This window comes from Azospirillum sp. VT-I1, from assembly GCF_055698305.1.
Window position 1 is genome coordinate 519,225 of the sequence record NZ_CP168804.1, and the last position, 15,800, is coordinate 535,024.

Below are 15,800 nucleotides of genomic sequence, written 5' to 3' on the forward strand. Positions count from 1 at the left end.
TCAATCCCCCAGCGCCGGATTCGGCAGCGCGCCGTTCACCCCGCGGTCCTCCGCCTCTTCCGTCTCCGGCCGGGGCACGCGGAACCACGCCGCATAGAGCGCCGGCAGGAAGAAGATCGTCAGCACGGTGGCGCCGGCCAGACCGCCCATGATGGCGACCGCCATCGGACCCCAGAAGACGCTGTGCGTCAGCGGGATCATGGCGAGGATCGCCGCGGCGGCGGTGAGCGCGATGGGACGGGCGCGGCGCACCGTCGCCTCGACGATGCTTTCCCAGCGCGACCGGCCGCTGCGGATGTCCTGCTCGATCTGGTCGACCAGGATGACCGAGTTGCGCATGATGATGCCGGCCAGCGCGATGACGCCCAGCATGGCGACGAAGCCGAAGGGCAGGTTGAACAGCAGAAGCGACGCGGTGACGCCGATCAGCCCCAGCGGCGCCGTCAGCAGGACCATGAACACGCGCGAGAAGCTCTGCAGCTGCAGCATCAGCGTGGTGACCATGATCAGCAGCATCAGCGGCATCATGGCGTTGATCGAGGATTGGCCCTTGGCGCTTTCCTCGATGGCGCCGCCCATGGTGATGGCATAGCCGTCGGGCAGAGTGGCACGGAGCGCGTTCAGCTGGCCGTTCAGCTGGGTGCTGACGACCGGAGCCTGCAGGCCGCCGGTGACGTCGCCCTTGATGGTCATCGTCGTCTCGCGGCCCCGGCGCCACAGAACAGGCTCCTCCAGCTCGTAACGGACGCTGGCGACCTGGCTCAGCGGCACGGTGGTGCCGCGGCTGGTGCGGATGTTCAGTTCGCCCAGGCGCGACAGGTCGGCCCGTTCCTCCGGCGTGGTGCGCAGCAGGACGCCGATCAGTTCCGTCCCCTCGCGGTACTGGGTGACCGACATGCCGTTCAGCAGCAGTTGCAGGGCGTTGGACAGGTCCTGCTTCGACACGCCGAGCGCACGGGCCTTGGCGGTGTCCACCTCCAGCCGGACGCGCTTGGACAGCTCGTCCCAGTCCAGATGGACGTTGGCGGTGTTGGGGTGGCCGCGCATGGTGTCGCGCACCTGATAGGCGATCTTGCGGATGGTCGCCGGATCGTCGCCGGTGACGCGGAACTGCACCGGATAGCCGACCGGCGGGCCGTTCTCCAGCCGGCTGATGCGGACGCGGGCGGCGGGGAAGTCGGATTCCAGCGTCGGCTCCAGCCGCTGCATGAAATTCTCGCGCTCCTCCAGCCCCTTGGTCATCACCATGAATTGGGCGAAGTTGGCAGTCTCCAACTGCTGGTCGAGCGGCAGGTAGAAGCGGGGGAGCCGCCGCCGGTGTAGGCGACCCAGTAATCAACGTCCGGGTCCTTGGCCAGCACCGCCTCCATCCGCTTCACCTCGGCGGCGGTGGCCTCGAAGGACGAACCTTCGGCAAGGCGGATGTCGATCAGCAGTTCCGGGCGGCTGGCGGAGGGGAAGAATTGCTGCTGCACATGGCCGAAGCCGACCAGCGCCGTGACGAAGGCCGCCACCGTCACGCCGATGGTGACCCAGCGCGCCCGCACGCAGGCTTCGATCATGCGGCGCAGGATGCGGTAGCCACGGGTGTCGTAGATGTCCAGCTCGTGCCCGTCCGGCACCACATGCTTGGGCTTGGGCAGCAGGAGCCAGCCGAGATAGGGGGTGAAGATCACCGCCACCACCCAGGACAGCATCAGCGACAGCGCCACCACCCAGAAGATGGAGTTGGTGTATTCGCCGGCCGCGGACGCCGCGAATCCGACGGGGACGAAGCCCGCCGCCGTGACGATTGTGCCGCTCAGCATCGGGAAGGCGGTGGAGGTGTAGGCGAAGGCTCCGGCCTTCAACCGGTCCCAACCCTGCTCCATCTTCACCACCATCATCTCGACCGCGATGATGGCGTCGTCCACCAGCAGGCCGAGCGCGATGATGAGGGCGCCCAGCGAGATGCGCTGCAGGTCGATGTGGAGGATCTGCATCGCCACCAGCGTCATCGCCAGCACCAGCGGCACGGCCAGCGCCACGACGATGCCGGTGCGCCAGCCCAGGCTGACGAGGCTGACCAGGATGACGATGCCCAGCGCTTCCGCCAGCGACTTCATGAACTCGCCGACCGAGTTTTCCACCACCGTCGGCTGGTCGGCGATCTGCGCCACCTCCAGCCCGACCGGAAGCTCCGCCCTGACCCTCTCCATGGCGGCGTCGAGCTGCTCGCCCAGCTTCAGCACGTTGCCGCCCTTCGCCATGACGACGCCCAGCCCGATGGCGTCGCGCCCCTTGTAGCGCAGGGTGTAGCGGCGCGGCTCGACATAGCCGCGCTTGACCTCCGCCACGTCGCCGATGGTCAGCAGCCGGCCGCCGCTCTCCACCGGGATGGCGCGCACAGCCGCGGCGGTGTCGAGCCCGAGGTCGAGGCGGACATAGACCCGCTGCGATCCGGTATCGACATCGCCCGAGGCGGCGATGGCGTTCTCGCGCTGCAGCGCCTGGATCACCGATTCCACCGGCAGGCCGAAGCTGGCCAGCCGCTGGCTGGAGATCTCGACATAGACGCGCTCCTCCTGCGGGGCGATCAGGTCGATCTTCTCGACGCCCGGCAGCTTCAGCAGGCGGGCGCGCGCCTGTTCCGCCACCTTCTTCAGCTGGGCCGGCGTGAAATCCTCGCCCATGAAGCCGTAGATGGCGGAATAGACGTCGCCGAATTCATCGTTGAAGAAGGGACCAATCACGCCGTCGGGCAGCGTATAGGTGATGTCGCCGATCTTCTTGCGGACCTGATACCACAGGTCGGCCACCATCTTCGGCGGGGTGTAGTCCTTCAGCTGGACGAAGACCACCGACTCGCCGGGCTTGGAATAGCTGCGGGAGACGTCGTAGTAGGGCACCTCCTCCAGCTTCTTCTCGATGCGGTCGGTGACGAACTGTTCCACCTCGCGCGCGGTGGCGCCCGGCCATTGGGTGCGGACCACCATCACCTTGAAGGTGAAGGACGGATCCTCCGCCCGGCCCAGATTCATGTAGGCGAGCGCGCCGGCCAGCACGCTGGCGAGCATCATGAACAGCACCAGCGTGCGGTGCGCCAGCGCCCAGGCCGACAGATTCATGCGGGAGTGGTTCATCGCGCCGGCTCCGTCCAGACGCGGACCTTCTGCCCGGAATCGAGCTTGTGCACGCCGGCGGTGACGACGCGCTCGCCGTCCTTCAGCCCGCCGCCGATCAGCGCGAGGTCGCCGGCATAGGCGGCAACGGTGACCGGACGCAGTTCCAGTCGGTCGTCGGGCGCGGACAGCACCCAGACCGCCGGCTTCTGCTCGCGCTGGGTCAGCGCGCTGAGCGGCAGGCGGGCGACGGGCGCCCCGTGATCGGCCGCGGCGGTCACGGTCGCTGTCATGCCAAGCTGGACCGTCGGCGGCGGATCGGCCAGCGCGATCTTCGCCTGGAAGGTGCGGGTGCTGGCGTCGGCGCTGGGCGAGACCTCACGCAAGCTGCCGGCGATGCTTTGGCCTGGGTGGGACCACAACTCGACCGACAGAGTCTGGCGGGGCAGGGCGGCCACCTGCTGTTCGGGGATGTTGGCGACCGCCTCCAGCGATCCCAGCCGGGCGACGCGCAGGGCGGTCTGGCCGGCCGCGACGACCTGTCCCGGCTCGATCAAGGTCGCGGTGACGATGCCGGCCTCGTCCGCCACCAGCGTGGCATATTGGGCGGAGTTGTTGAGGACGCGCAGCTGCGCCTCCACCTCCTGCACCTTGGATTCGGCCTTGTCGAGGGTGGTCTTGCGGCGGTCATATTCCTGGCGGGTCGTCCATTCGCCCTGGCGCAGGCTGGCGTAACGCTGGAAGTCGCTGCGCGCATTGGCCGCGTCGGCCTGGGCCGAGGCGAGTTGCGCCTGTGCTGCGCGAATCTGCAGCTGAAGATCGGTGGGGTCGAGGCGGGCGAGCGGCATGCCGGGTTCGATGCGGGTGCCGACCTCCACCAGCCGGGCGGTGACCTTGCCGGCGACGCGGAAACCGACATCGGCCTCCACCCGCGGGCGGATCACCGCCGGGTAGCGCACGCTGTCGACCAGCGGCTCCAGCGCCACCGTGGCGACGCGGACCGGCCTGACCGCCGCTTCGGCAGGGGTGGAGGCGGAATGCGTCTCGTTGCAGCCGGTCAGCAGGCCCGCCACCGTCAGCATGGCGGCGGTCGCCGTCACGGTGGATGCAAACCGTCTTTCGCGGAATCGGGCCATACCACGTCTCCCCACTGGACTGGACTGTATCGTACTGCTACCGTCCTACTCTGGCATCCGAGCAACGTCAAGAGTGAACGGTACAGTTCAGTGCAGTCATTGGAACAGAAAGCGTCCCACCCGCCCGCGTCCCACGATGCGAAGGCGGAGCAGATCCTTGCCGCCGCGCGGGAGGTGTTTCTGGAGCTTGGATACGCCGCGACCTCGATGGATCAGGTGGCCCAGCAGGCGCGGGTGTCGAAGACCACGCTCTACACCCGCTTCCCGTCCAAGGAGGAGCTGTATACGGCGGTGATCTCCGCCGAATGCGAACGCCGCGGCCTGCGCTTCGCGCCGGAGATGTTCGACGGCATGCCATTGCGCGAGGTCCTGGTCCAGGTCGGCCGCCGCTTCGTCGATCTGATCTGGTCGGAGGCGGCGATCCGCGTCCACCAGTCGGTGGCGGGGGAGGCGACGCGGATGCCGCTGGCGGCGCAGCTCTATTTCCGGGCGGGGCCGGAGCAGGGCATCGCCAATTTCGTCGCATTGTTCACCCGGCTGGCCGACCGCGGCGTGATTGCGACCGACGATCCGGCCTTCGTCGCCCGTCAGTTCCTGGCAGTCCTGCAGGGCGGCTCATACTGCCAGCTGGTGCTCGGCCTCTGCCCCCAGCCGACGGAGGAGGAACGCTACGCCTTCGTCGACAAGGCGATCGACCTGTTCCTGCGGGGCGTGGCACCTGCTACACGATAGCCGGTTCCGATCTTTCGCAATGGAATGCCTGTCCATGTCCGCCTGCCCCTGCGGTTCCGGCCGCGCCTTCGACCTCTGCTGCGGCCCGATCCTGGCGGGGGAGCCCGCGGCCGGTCCGGAAGCGCTGATGCGGTCCCGCTACACCGCCTTCGTCCGACACGACATCGACCACATCGAGCACAGCTGCGCACCGGAGACCCGCGCCGGCTTCAGCCGTGACGATGCCGTCCGCGTGGCGCAGGAATGCGAATGGGGTCCGCTGACCGTCATGAAGGCGGAAGAGAACGGCGACGACGGCATGGTCGAGTTCTTCCTGACCTTCCGCCGCGACGGGGAGGAGTGGCCGGTGCATGAGCGGTCGCGCTTCCGCCGGGTCGATGGCCGCTGGCTCTATGTCGACAGCGTGCTGAACCCCAAGGATCCGCCGCGCCGCGTGGTGAAGGTCGGCCGCAACGATCCATGCCCCTGCGGTTCGGGGCGCAAGCACAAGGCCTGCTGCGGGCGGTGACCTCAACGCCCGCAGCCCAACCTCAGCTCATCCCCAGATACCGCCCCGGCTTGTGGTTGATCGCCAGCGTCAGGTTGACGATGGCCGCCCCCACGACCGACAGCAGCAGCCGGTCCGGCGCCAGCACGAAGAAGGCGCCGGCCAGGATCGCCAGATCGACGCCCAGCTGGAAATAGCCGGCGCGGATGCCGTGGCGTTCCTGCAGGTAGATCGCCAGGATGTTGACGCCGCCCAGCCCGGTGCGATGGCGGAACAGCATCAGGAGGCCGGTGCCGCAAAGGCCGCTGCCCACCACCGTCGCATAGACCGGGTCAAGATGGGCGAAGCCCACCCACTGGTCGGTCAGGCGCGAGAAGATCGTCACCAGCCCCACCGCGATGAAGGTGCGCGCGGTGAATTTCCAGCCCAGCCGCTTCCACGCCAGCCAGTAGAAGGGCAGGTTGATGACGAAGAAGATGATGCCGAACTGAACCTTGGTGACATAGCTCAGCAGCAGAGCCAGCCCGGCGGTGCTTCCGGTCAGCAGCATCGTCTTGGAATAGATCAGCATGCCCAGCGCGATGAACAGCGTGCCCATCAGCATGGCGAGCGCATCTTCATACAGCTGGTGACGCTCCACCGCCGCGGGCGGGGCCTGGAGGGTCGCGGCCATCCTGCTCGTCTCCCCGATCAGCGAAGGGCGGCGAACTTCGCGACCACATCGTCCACCTCGGCCGTCTTCAGGCCGGCGATGTTGATGCGGCCGGAGGTCGGCATGTAGATGGCATGGTCGGCGCGCAGGCGCAGCACCTCCGCCTCGGTCAGCGGCAGAAGGGAGAACATGCCCTCCTGCTCCGCCACCGCCGTCAGGGCGGGGAAGGTGCCGGCAAGGCCGGCGGCCAGCTTGCGGCGGATGCCGGTGATGCGGGCGCGCATGCCGTCCAGCTCCGCCGTCCAGTCGGCGGTGAGCGCGGCGTCGCTCAGGATGGTGCGGACCACGGCGGCGCCATGGTCGGGCGGCATGGAATAGCTGGTGCGGGCCAGCGCCATCAGGTTCGACTTGGCGAGATCGGCCGGGGCCTGGGTCGCCGACACGGCGAAGATGGCGCCGGTGCGCTCGCGGTAGAGGCCGAAGGACTTGGAGGACGACACGGCGACCAGCGCCTCCGGAACCGCGCCGATCAGGTGGCGCAGCCCCTCCGCATCCTCGTCCAGCCCGCGGCCGAAGCCCTGGTAGGCGAGGTCGACCAGCGGCAGCACGCCGCGCGTCTCCAGCACCGCCGCCAGGGTCTTCCACTGGTCGAGCGACAGCGGAGCGCCGGTCGGGTTGTGGCAGCTGCCGTGCAGCAGGGCGACGTCGCCGGGCTGCGCCGCCTCGAAGGCCGCAACCATATTGTCGAACAGAACGGTCTGGCCGGCGGTGTCGAAGAAGGGATGGCCGACCACCTCCAGCCCGGCGGCGGCGAAGATGCCGATATGGTTCGGCCAGGTCGGCTGGCCGACCAGCACGCGCTTCGACCCGCCGCGCAAGGCCAGGTCGGCGGCCAGACGCAGCGCGCCGGAGCCGCCGGGGGTCTGCACGCCGGCCGCCGTCACCTTCGTGCCGGCCTCGCCGCCCACCAGCGACCACAGACGCTCCAGATACAGCGCGTCGCCTTCCAGCCCCAGGTAGGACTTGCTGTCCTGCCCGTCGAGCAGCAGGCGTTCGGCCGCCTTGACCGCGCGGAAGACCGGGGTGCGCCCCTCCTCGTCACGGTAGACCCCGACGCCGAGATCGACCTTGCCCGGCCGCGGATCCTGCTTGTACAGCCCGATCAGGGCGAGCAGGGCGTCGTCGGGCTGGCGGGAAAGCGCATTGAACATGGCGGTTCGTCCGGTCCTTGCAGATGGAAGAGGCGATGACGGCGGGCAGTCCCCGATGACGGGAAACCGGCCCGGCCGCGGCGATCCTCCACTTTTGCGGCCCCGCGGACAATGTCGAAGATCTCAACAGCGCATTGCCGCGGCGCATTGCCGCCGTGCGGCGGTCACTGTGTGAAGAACATCGCGGCGAACACCGCGACGGTGGCGGCGATGGCAGTCACCAGCCCGTTGCGCCCAAGCGCCCGCTGGCGGTAGAGCGCCGCCGCGAACACGATCACTGCAATGCTGGCCAGAAGCAGCCCCAGCTTGAATTCTGTCATTGTCCGTCGTCCTTGAGGTTCGTCAGTTCGGGCCGATCCAGCCCAGCGCCCCGGCGGCGGTGACCAGCAGGATGGCGCCGCACAGCAGCACCAGCCACCCCGTCATCAGCAGGCGCCACCCAGAGCCGGCATGGTCCAGTTCCAGGTAATGCAGCAGGATTTCCCGCCCCTTCGCCACGGCGAGCGCCAGCAGCGCCGCCGCACCGGCGATACCCACCCCGCCGCCGGCGTCGCCATGGCGGGCGAACAGCAGGGTGACGGCGGTCAGCGCCATCAGCACCAGCCAGGACAGCGTCAGCCGGTCGATCGTCTTGGGCAGTCTCATGACCGGTCTCCTCAGCGGATCAGGTAGACGAGCGGATAGAGGATCACCCAGACCAGATCGACCATGTGCCAGAAGGCGGCCCCGGTCTCCAGATTCTCCACCAGCGTTTCCGGACCGGAGCGGGCGACCAGAAGAAGGATGACGATGCCCAGCACGACATGCAGGGCGTGGAAGCCGGTCAGCAGGAAATAGAGGGTGAAGAAGCCGTCGCTGTCGATGGTCAGCCCGGCGCCCAGCGTCGCCGAATACTCGACGGCCTTGACTGCCAGGAACACCGACCCGACCGCGGCGGCACCCGTCATTGCCCACCTCGCCCGCTTCGACGCACCCCGCCGTCCGGCGGCGACGGCACGGGCGGCCAGATAGCCGCTGGTGACCAGCACCATGGTGTTCACCGCCCCCAGCGTGCCGTTCAGATGCACTTGCCCGGCGGCGAAGGTGGCGGGATCCAGCACGCGGGCGACCGCGAAGCCCAGGAAGGCCGCGCCGAACACCGCAAGCTCGCTGAAGATGAGAATCCACATCATCAGGTTGCCGGGGAGGGCTGCAAGCCCGCCGGGCCGGTCCTGCGGAGCCGTCATCTCCCGGCCCGTCATGCCCCGGCCCGTCATCTCAACGTCGGCCATGTCCGATCCTTGTCATCATGTATGCGAATGATAGGACCGCTCCTCCCGGGCCGGCTTGACCGCGGTCAAGGAATGCCCTCCTGCCACGGTCAATTATTCGCCCGACCCGTGGCGGTAAGACGCTGCGACGCCCGGCTTCCGGCCCCCGGCCTCGCGCACCCAACGCCCTCCGAACCGACCCCACTCGACGAAAATTCGAGATTGCCAGGGATCCCGAGCGATGACCGAACGCTTCACCAAGGCGGCCGCGCGCAACATCTTCTATGGCGGATCGCTGTTCTTCTTCGCGACATTCGTCGCGTTGACGGCGCTCAGCCACAATTACATCGTCAAGACCGGCACGGACGAAAAGACGCTGTCCGATGCCGTCACCCGCGGCAAGCATGTGTGGGAAAAGAACTCCTGCATCAACTGCCACACGCTGCTGGGTGAAGGCGCCTATTTCGCCCCCGAGCTGGGCAATGTCTGGCTGCGCTACGGCGGCGACAAGGACCCCGAAAGCGCCGTGCTGGCCCTGAAGGGCTGGATGGCGGCGCAGCCGACCGGCATCGAGGGGCGGCGCCAGATGCCCCAGTTCAACCTGACCGACGGCGAGGTCGAGGATCTGGCCGCCTTCCTGGAATGGACCAGCCGGATCAACACCCAGAACTGGCCGCCCAAGCTCTCGGGCTGAGGAGATTTCCGTCATGAAGTACGAATCGCAAAAAGTCGCCCTCTATTACTTCGCGGCGGCCATGGGACTGTTCGGTGTGCAGATCCTGGTGGGTCTCCTGGCCGGGGTCGTCTATGTCCTGCCCAACACGCTGTCGGAGCTGTTGCCCTTCAACGTTCTCCGGATGATCCACACCAACGCGCTGATCGTCTGGCTGCTGATCGGCTTCTTCGGCGCCGCCTATTACCTGATCCCGGAGGAGTCGGAGACAGAGCTGCACAGTCCGAAGCTGGCGCTGATCCAGCTCGGCCTGTTCGTCTTCGGCGCGCTGGCGGCCGTGGTCGGCTATGTCTTCCGCATCCATGAGGGGCGGGAGTTCCTGGAACAGCCGACCTGGATCAAGGGCGCCATCGTCGTCGTCGCGCTGATGTTCCTCTACAACATGACGATGACGGTCATCAAAGGCCGCCGCACGGTCATCACCAACATCCTGCTGGTGGGCATGTGGGGCATTGCCATCTTCTTCCTGTTCTCCTTCTACAACCCGTCCAACCTGTCGCTGGACAAGATGTACTGGTGGTACGTCGTCCATCTGTGGGTCGAGGGCGTGTGGGAACTGGTGCTGGCCTCCATCCTCGCCTTCCTGATGATCAAGATGACCGGCGTCGACCGCGAGGTGGTCGAGAAGTGGCTGTACGCCATCGTCGGGCTGGCCCTGTTCAGCGGCATCCTCGGCACCGGCCACCACTATTACTGGATCGGCACGCCCGGCTACTGGCAGTGGATCGGCTCGCTGTTCTCCACGCTGGAAGTCGCCCCCTTCTTCACCATGGTCGTCTTCGCTTTCATGATGGTGTGGAAGAGCGGCCGGCGTCACCCGAACAAGGCGGCAATGCTGTGGTCGCTGGGCTGCGCGGTGTTCGCCTTCTTCGGCGCCGGGCTGTGGGGCTTCCTGCACACGCTGGCCCCGATCAACTATTACACCCACGGCACCCAGGTGACGGCGGCGCACGGGCACCTCGCCTTCTACGGCGCCTATGCGATGATCAACCTCGCCATCATCACCTATGCCATGCCCTATCTGCGCGGCCGGCAGCCCTACAACCAGATCCTGAACATGTGGAGCTTCTGGCTGATGAGCGGCGGCATGGCCTTCATGACCTTCGCCCTGACCGTGGCCGGCGTGGTGCAGACCCATCTCCAGCGCGTGCTGGGCATGGACTACATGGAGGTGCAGGCCCAGATCGCGCTGTTCTACTGGATGCGGCTCGGCGCCGGCGTCGCGGTGGCGGTGGGCGTGCTGGTCTACCTCTACGCCATCTTCGGTCCGGCCCGCGAGGAGCGGCCCGCCTCGATCCCAGCCAGCTACCAGCCGGCCGAGTGACGTCCCCTCCGGCCCCTGCGCTCCGTCGGCCGTCCGATGCACGCAGGGGCCGTCTTTTTGGAGTTCCGCCGCGATGCCCGACGCCGCCGTTGCCATCCACCCGTCCGTCTCCTTGCCCTTCTATCAGCCGACCGGCGACGAGTGCGCGCTGTTCGAGCACGCCTACCATCACCGGCTGCCGCTGCTGCTGAAGGGGCCGACCGGCTGCGGCAAGACCCGCTTCGTCGCCCACATGGCGGCGAAGCTCGGCCGGCCGCTCTACACTGTGTCCTGCCATGACGACCTGACCGCCGCCGACCTGACCGGGCGTTACCTGCTGAAGGGCGGCGACACCGTCTGGGCGGACGGGCCGCTGACCCGCGCGGTGCGCGAGGGCGCCATCTGCTACCTCGACGAGGTGGTGGAGGCGCGCAAGGATGTCACCGTCGTGCTGCACCCGCTGACCGACGACCGCCGCATCCTGCCGCTGGACCGCACCGGCGAGACTCTGGAGGCGCCGGCTGGCTTCATGCTGGTGGTGTCCTACAATCCCGGTTACCAGAATGTCCTGAAGGCGCTGAAGCCCAGCACCCGCCAGCGGTTCCTGGCTGTCGAGTTCGATTTCCCGGCGCCCGAGCGCGAGATCCCCATCGTTGCGACCGAGAGCGGCCTGCCGGAAAACCGCGTCGCTCCGCTGGTCCGCCTCGCCAACGCTTTGCGGGCGCTGAAGGGCCAGGATCTGGAGGAGGGCGTCTCGACCCGCCTGCTGATCTACTGCGCCACGCTGATCCGCTCCGGCATGAAGCCCGAACGCGCCATCCGCGCCGCCCTGATCGAGCCGCTGACCGACGACCCGGACATCCGAGCCGGCCTGCTGCGCGTGGCCGAGGTCACGCTGGGGTAGGGTGGCTTAAGGGGAAAGCGAGATCCCCTCTCCCGCCCCGGGAGAGGGAAGGGGCCCATGCGGAGCATGGGAAGGGTGAGGGGTGAGGCACGGAACCATGCGGTTCGGAATTCTTGGACGCCCCCTCACCCTCCCCACCGCATTGCGGCGGGTCCCCTCCCTCTCCCGGGGCGGGAGAGGGCGATCCGTAGCGTCCGGCATCTGGGAGTGTGCGCATCATGCTGGAAATCTTCGAGCCGGAAGAGACCGTCGGCCGATTGTGGCACCGCCTGATCGGCGGGCGGTCGAGCCATCCGCACCATCCGGACGCGGCGGTGACGCTGGAGACGATGCGCCCGCGGCTGGCCGTGTTCTTCCGCGCGCTCGGCGGCGATCGCGGGGTGCGGCTGGCCGCCGGCACCGCGGCGGTTTCCGGGCACCGGTTGCCGCTGCTCGACCGCATCGGGCTGGGGGCGGAGCGGGTGGAGCGGGCGGCGCTCGACGGGGATGTCCTGCAATTGCCGGCCGCCATCGACCTGTTCCCCGACCCGGTGCTGAACGAGCGGCTGTATGAATGGCTGGCCGCCTTCTTCGCCCATGCCGAAGCGGCGGCACTGCCCGCCGATCCGCTGCGGGCCGACCTGCAGCTACTGCGCACCGCCGCGGCGACCACCGCGGCGGTGCTGACCCGCTGGCCGGGATTGCGCCGCCCCCATGAGGAGCTTGCCCGCGCCGTCGCCGCGATCCGTCCGGCCCGGCGCCTGCCGCCGGTGGAGGCCGACGTGGAGCGCGCCGTCCTGGCGCTGCTCGGTGCCGGCGCCGCGACGCCCGATGCGGCGCGGATGCTCGCCCCGTCGATCCCGCTGTCGGACTTCACCGCCCCCTACGGCTACGCCCACCTGCTGCCGGTACCGTTGTGGGGGCTGGTGGCGCCGCCGAACGAGCGCTCGCTCGCCGCCGCGGCCGAGAGCCCGGGCGAGGGCGGGCAGGCGGCGGAGGGCGACCAGCGCCGACGTGCCGCGACCCGGCGGCAGACCGACCAGATCCAGCGCAACGACCCACTGATCCTGAACCGCTTCGAGAAGATGCTGAGCCTTGCAGAGGCGCTGAACATCCCGCGCGCGGTCGACGACGATGATGCGGAGAACGCCCGCAAGGCCGCCGACGATTTGGACGAGATCGCCGTCGGCACGCACCAGCGCAAGGCCGCGACCACGCTGAAGCTCGACCTCGACTTGGGTGCGCAAGCGGTCGACGACACGCCGCTGGCGGCGACCCTGACCTATCCCGAATGGGACCACCGCCGCCGGACCCTTCTGCGCGACCATTGCCGGGTGGTGGCGGAAACGGCGCCGGCCGAAGGCGAGTCCTGGCAGCCCGACGATGCGGCGCTCCGTCGCATCCGGCAGGTCCGCCGCCAGTTCGAGGCGCTGCGCCCGAAACGTATGCTGTTCACCGGGCAGGCCGACGGCGACGAGCTGGACCTGACCGCCCTGGTGCGCAGCCGGGCCGATTTCCGGGCCGGCGGATGCGGCAGCGACCGCGTGCATCAGCAGGCCCGCAACGCCGCCCGCGACCTCGCCGTCGCGGTGCTGGTCGACGGGTCGCTGTCCACCGACGGCTGGATCGACGGCCGCCGCGTGCTGGACGTGGAGAAGGAGGCGCTGCTGGCCCTGACCCATGGCCTGACCGCCTGCGGCGACGACCATGCGCTCTACGCCTTCACCTCGCGTCGGCGCGACTGGGTGCGGGTGCAGACGTTGAAAGGCTTCGATGAGCCGCTGGGGGCGACCGTCACGCGCCGGATCGGCGCGCTGAAGCCCGGCTACTACACCCGCATGGGGGCCGCGATCCGTCACGCGTCGGCCCAGCTGGCAGAGCGGCCGAACCGTCACCGGCTGCTGGTCCTGCTGACCGACGGAAAGCCGAACGACGTGGACCATTACGAAGGCCGCTACGGGATCGAGGACACCCGCGAGGCCATCCGTGAGGCGCGGCGCGACGGTCTGGCCGTCTTCGCCATAACCGTCGATGCGCAGGCCCGCGATTACGTGCCCTATCTGTTCGGACGCGGCGCCTATGCCATATTCCCGCAGGTCTCCCACCTGACCAAGGCGCTGCCGGCGCTGTACCGGCAGGTCGCCTGCGCCGCCTGACTCTGTAAGGACCAAGAATTATGACCGACGCGAATGCCGCGACGCCCTCACCGGTGAAGCCCGCACCGGTGAAAATCGGGATCGTCACCATCTCAGACCGTGCCAGCCGCGGCGTCTACGAGGACAAGGGCGGCCCGGCGATCCGCGAGGAGTTGACGCGCATCGTCGCCTCGCCCTGGATCGCGGAAGCGCGGGTCATCCCGGACGAGCTGGACCTGATCGCCGCCACCCTGGTCGAGCTGTGCGACGTCGCCGGCTGCGATCTGGTCGTCACCACCGGCGGAACCGGACCCGCCCCGCGCGACGTGACGCCGGAGGCGACGGAGCGGGTGTGCGACAAGATGATGCCGGGATTCGGCGAACTGATGCGGTCGGTCAGCCTGCGGGTGGTGCCGACCGCCATCCTGTCGCGCCAGACCGCCGGCATCCGTGGCCGCAGCCTGATCGTCAATCTGCCGGGCAAGCCGTCCGCCATCCATGATTGCCTGGAGGCGGTGTTCCCGGCGATCCCCTATTGCCTGGATCTGATCGGCGCCGGCCGCATCGAAACCGACCCTGCCGTTTGCGTCGCTTTCCGGCCTAAATCCTGAACAGTGAAGTCCTCATAGTTTGCATGGAAATAAATAGGAGCTGCGACAAAGTTTCACCCAACCCTTTCACTTGACGACGGTCAAGAAACGACCTCGGGGTTTGGATGATTATTACCTCACAAGAAACAAACCCCGAGACGACGCCATGAAGACCTCGCGCTCCCTCCTCACCGTCAGTGCCGCCGCCCTGATGGTCCTGTCCGGTATCGGTGCCGCTTCCGCGGCGGACACGCTCTACGCCGACCCGAAGGTCAAGCAGCCCACCCTCAGCGTTGTCATGGATCCGGCAGCGGTGCCCGCCCCGGAAAAGGCCGGCAAGCGGGCGCCGAAGACCCACAAGGTCTCGCTGGTGACGACCGAAGTCGAATCCAAGCTGGATGACGGCACCACCTACACCTACTGGACCTTCAACAACACGGTCCCCGGCCCGATGGTTCGGGTGCGGGTCGGCGATACGGTGGACGTCTCCATCGCCAACGCGCCGGAATCGACGATGAACCACTCCGTCGATTTCCACGCCGCGACCGGCTTCCTCGGCGGCGGCCAGATCACCCAGGTGGAGCCGGGCCAGACCAAGGCCTTCACCTTCAAGGCGCTGACCCCCGGTGTGTATGTGTATCACTGCGCCACGCCGATGGTTGCCCACCACATCTCCAAGGGCATGTACGGCTTGATCGTGGTGGAACCGGAAGGCGGCCTGCCGCCGGTGGATCACGAGTTCTACGTGATGCAGCAGGAAATCTACGCCACCAAGGCAAAGAACCTGGCGAATGCCGAGGACGACTATGATGGTCTCGTCAACGAGCGTCCGAGCTATCTGGTGTTCAACGGCACGGTCGGCGCGCTGACCAAGGACAAGCCGCTGAAGGCCAAGGTCGGCGAGACGGTGCGCCTGTATTTCGGCGTCGGCGGTCCCAACCTGACCTCCTCCTTCCATGTCATCGGTGAGATTTTCGACCGCGTCTACAACATGGGTGGCCTGGAAAGCGAGCCGGCCAAGGGCATCCAGACCGTGACCGTCGCCCCTGGCGGCGCCACGATGGTGGAGTTCAAGGTCGACTATCCCGGCAAATACGCCCTGGTCGACCATGCGCTGAGCCGCGCCACCAAGGGCCTGATCGGCATCCTGGAAGTCGAAGGCAAGGCCGACGACAGCATCATCCTCGACAAGACCGGCGACTCCCGCAAGCAGTTGGGCGAGATGCAGCACTGAGGGTGACGTTGGGCGGAAAGAACCCCTCTCCCGCAAGGGGAGAGGGGCTTTCTACTTATCCTGTTGCTCGATAGCTGCCAGTATGGTTGCCAACACATCGTCGGTGCAGGTCAGGATATCGGTGTTCCAAAAGCGCAGTACCTGCCAGCCATGCTCCGCCAGCCATGCGGTGCGGCGCGTGTCGGCAATGCTGTCGGCGTGTTGTCCGCCATCGGCTTCGACGATCAATCGACATTCAGGACAGGCAAAGTCGGCGACGAAAGGACCAATCGGGAACTGTCGCCGGAACTTCGCGCCTGCAAGTTGGCGGTTGCGCAACCGCGCCCAGAGCCGACGCTCCGCATCGGTCATAG

Annotated in this window: 15 protein-coding genes and 1 pseudogene; 8 read left to right on the forward strand and 8 right to left on the reverse strand. The window is 67.7% G+C overall.

The features are described 5' to 3' along the window. Both AB8P05_RS24660 and AB8P05_RS24665 read right to left on the reverse strand, forming a co-directional pair. Positions 1-3,122 (reverse strand): annotated as a pseudogene (locus AB8P05_RS24660) (efflux RND transporter permease subunit). Further along, positions 3,119-4,201: an efflux RND transporter periplasmic adaptor subunit gene (locus tag AB8P05_RS24665; protein ID WP_472760805.1), complete on the reverse strand. Its 1,083-nt coding sequence runs from the start codon at positions 4,199-4,201 to the stop codon at positions 3,119-3,121. Before AB8P05_RS24665 ends, AB8P05_RS24660 begins: the two are co-directional and overlap by 4 nt. 126 nt (positions 4,202-4,327) lie before the next feature. On the opposite strand from AB8P05_RS24665, the gene AB8P05_RS24670 reads away from it, so the two are divergent. Both AB8P05_RS24670 and AB8P05_RS24675 read left to right on the forward strand, forming a co-directional pair. Continuing rightward, positions 4,328-4,969, forward strand: coding sequence for a TetR/AcrR family transcriptional regulator (locus AB8P05_RS24670; protein ID WP_472760806.1), 642 nt, complete (start codon positions 4,328-4,330; stop codon positions 4,967-4,969). Positions 4,970-5,003: 34 nt separating this feature from the next. Further along, entirely contained in the window at positions 5,004-5,477 is a 474-nt protein-coding gene (locus AB8P05_RS24675; RefSeq protein ID WP_472760807.1) for a YchJ family protein, read from the forward strand. A gap of 22 nt (positions 5,478-5,499) precedes the next feature. Here AB8P05_RS24675 and AB8P05_RS24680 read toward each other — a convergent pair whose 3' ends face one another. From AB8P05_RS24680 to AB8P05_RS24700, 5 genes are all read right to left on the reverse strand, one after another. Continuing rightward, positions 5,500-6,129: a YitT family protein gene (locus AB8P05_RS24680; RefSeq protein WP_455174959.1), complete on the reverse strand. Its 630-nt coding sequence runs from the start codon at positions 6,127-6,129 to the stop codon at positions 5,500-5,502. A 17-nt stretch (positions 6,130-6,146) separates the two neighbouring features. Continuing rightward, a complete protein-coding gene (locus tag AB8P05_RS24685) occupies positions 6,147-7,319 on the reverse strand; it encodes an amino acid aminotransferase (RefSeq protein ID WP_472760808.1) in 1,173 nt (390 codons plus the stop codon). Positions 7,320-7,483: 164 nt separating this feature from the next. After that, the gene (locus tag AB8P05_RS24690; protein WP_455174961.1) at positions 7,484-7,639 is read right to left on the reverse strand and encodes a hypothetical protein; all 156 of its coding nucleotides are present in this window, start codon (positions 7,637-7,639) and stop codon (positions 7,484-7,486) included. 22 nt (positions 7,640-7,661) lie between these two features. After that, positions 7,662-7,964: a cytochrome C oxidase subunit IV family protein gene (locus AB8P05_RS24695; protein WP_455174962.1), complete on the reverse strand. Its 303-nt coding sequence runs from the start codon at positions 7,962-7,964 to the stop codon at positions 7,662-7,664. An 11-nt stretch (positions 7,965-7,975) separates the two neighbouring features. Beyond that, the gene (locus AB8P05_RS24700) at positions 7,976-8,590 is read right to left on the reverse strand and encodes a cytochrome c oxidase subunit 3 (RefSeq protein WP_472760809.1); all 615 of its coding nucleotides are present in this window, start codon (positions 8,588-8,590) and stop codon (positions 7,976-7,978) included. Positions 8,591-8,810: 220 nt separating this feature from the next. Between AB8P05_RS24700 and AB8P05_RS24705 the strand changes: the two genes are divergently transcribed. The 6 genes from AB8P05_RS24705 (at position 8,811) to nirK (ending at position 15,447) form a co-directional block, all read left to right on the forward strand. After that, positions 8,811-9,263, forward strand: coding sequence for a c-type cytochrome (locus AB8P05_RS24705; protein ID WP_455174964.1), 453 nt, complete (start codon positions 8,811-8,813; stop codon positions 9,261-9,263). A gap of 13 nt (positions 9,264-9,276) precedes the next feature. After that, a complete protein-coding gene (locus AB8P05_RS24710) occupies positions 9,277-10,626 on the forward strand; it encodes a cbb3-type cytochrome c oxidase subunit I (protein WP_455174965.1) in 1,350 nt (449 codons plus the stop codon). A 73-nt stretch (positions 10,627-10,699) separates the two neighbouring features. Beyond that, positions 10,700-11,509, forward strand: coding sequence for an AAA family ATPase (locus tag AB8P05_RS24715; protein WP_472760810.1), 810 nt, complete (start codon positions 10,700-10,702; stop codon positions 11,507-11,509). A 218-nt stretch (positions 11,510-11,727) separates the two neighbouring features. Continuing rightward, on the forward strand, positions 11,728-13,644 hold the full coding sequence (locus tag AB8P05_RS24720) for a nitric oxide reductase activation protein NorD (RefSeq protein WP_472760811.1): 1,917 nt from the start codon (positions 11,728-11,730) through the stop codon (positions 13,642-13,644). A gap of 20 nt (positions 13,645-13,664) precedes the next feature. Further along, positions 13,665-14,234 carry a molybdopterin adenylyltransferase gene (gene mog / locus AB8P05_RS24725; RefSeq protein WP_472760812.1) on the forward strand — a complete coding sequence of 190 codons (570 nt, stop codon included), beginning with the start codon at positions 13,665-13,667 and terminating at the stop codon, positions 14,232-14,234. A gap of 145 nt (positions 14,235-14,379) precedes the next feature. Continuing rightward, the gene (gene nirK, locus AB8P05_RS24730; protein ID WP_472760813.1) at positions 14,380-15,447 is read left to right on the forward strand and encodes a copper-containing nitrite reductase; all 1,068 of its coding nucleotides are present in this window, start codon (positions 14,380-14,382) and stop codon (positions 15,445-15,447) included. Between the two features lie 51 nt (positions 15,448-15,498). Here nirK and AB8P05_RS24735 read toward each other — a convergent pair whose 3' ends face one another. Further along, complete coding sequence (locus AB8P05_RS24735; RefSeq protein WP_472760814.1) at positions 15,499-15,798, reverse strand: endonuclease domain-containing protein; 300 nt, start codon at positions 15,796-15,798, stop codon at positions 15,499-15,501. Positions 15,799-15,800 lie beyond the last annotated feature (2 nt).

Excerpts from the sequence above, each read along its gene's own strand:
- AB8P05_RS24720 (WP_472760811.1), top strand. The coding sequence starts at position 11,728 with ATGCTGGAAATCTTCGAGCCGGAAGAGACCGTCGGCCGATTGTGGCAC.
- AB8P05_RS24715 (WP_472760810.1), top strand. The coding sequence starts at position 10,700 with ATGCCCGACGCCGCCGTTGCCATCCACCCGTCCGTCTCCTTGCCCTTC.
- AB8P05_RS24735 (WP_472760814.1), bottom strand. The coding sequence starts at position 15,798 with ATGACCGATGCGGAGCGTCGGCTCTGGGCGCGGTTGCGCAACCGCCAA.
- nirK (WP_472760813.1), top strand. The coding sequence starts at position 14,380 with ATGAAGACCTCGCGCTCCCTCCTCACCGTCAGTGCCGCCGCCCTGATG.
- AB8P05_RS24710 (WP_455174965.1), top strand. The coding sequence starts at position 9,277 with ATGAAGTACGAATCGCAAAAAGTCGCCCTCTATTACTTCGCGGCGGCC.
- AB8P05_RS24695 (WP_455174962.1), bottom strand. The coding sequence starts at position 7,964 with ATGAGACTGCCCAAGACGATCGACCGGCTGACGCTGTCCTGGCTGGTG.
- AB8P05_RS24675 (WP_472760807.1), top strand. The coding sequence starts at position 5,004 with ATGTCCGCCTGCCCCTGCGGTTCCGGCCGCGCCTTCGACCTCTGCTGC.
- AB8P05_RS24680 (WP_455174959.1), bottom strand. The coding sequence starts at position 6,129 with ATGGCCGCGACCCTCCAGGCCCCGCCCGCGGCGGTGGAGCGTCACCAG.
- AB8P05_RS24700 (WP_472760809.1), bottom strand. The coding sequence starts at position 8,590 with ATGGCCGACGTTGAGATGACGGGCCGGGGCATGACGGGCCGGGAGATG.
- mog (WP_472760812.1), top strand. The coding sequence starts at position 13,665 with ATGACCGACGCGAATGCCGCGACGCCCTCACCGGTGAAGCCCGCACCG.
- AB8P05_RS24705 (WP_455174964.1), top strand. The coding sequence starts at position 8,811 with ATGACCGAACGCTTCACCAAGGCGGCCGCGCGCAACATCTTCTATGGC.
- AB8P05_RS24685 (WP_472760808.1), bottom strand. The coding sequence starts at position 7,319 with ATGTTCAATGCGCTTTCCCGCCAGCCCGACGACGCCCTGCTCGCCCTG.
- AB8P05_RS24690 (WP_455174961.1), bottom strand. The coding sequence starts at position 7,639 with ATGACAGAATTCAAGCTGGGGCTGCTTCTGGCCAGCATTGCAGTGATC.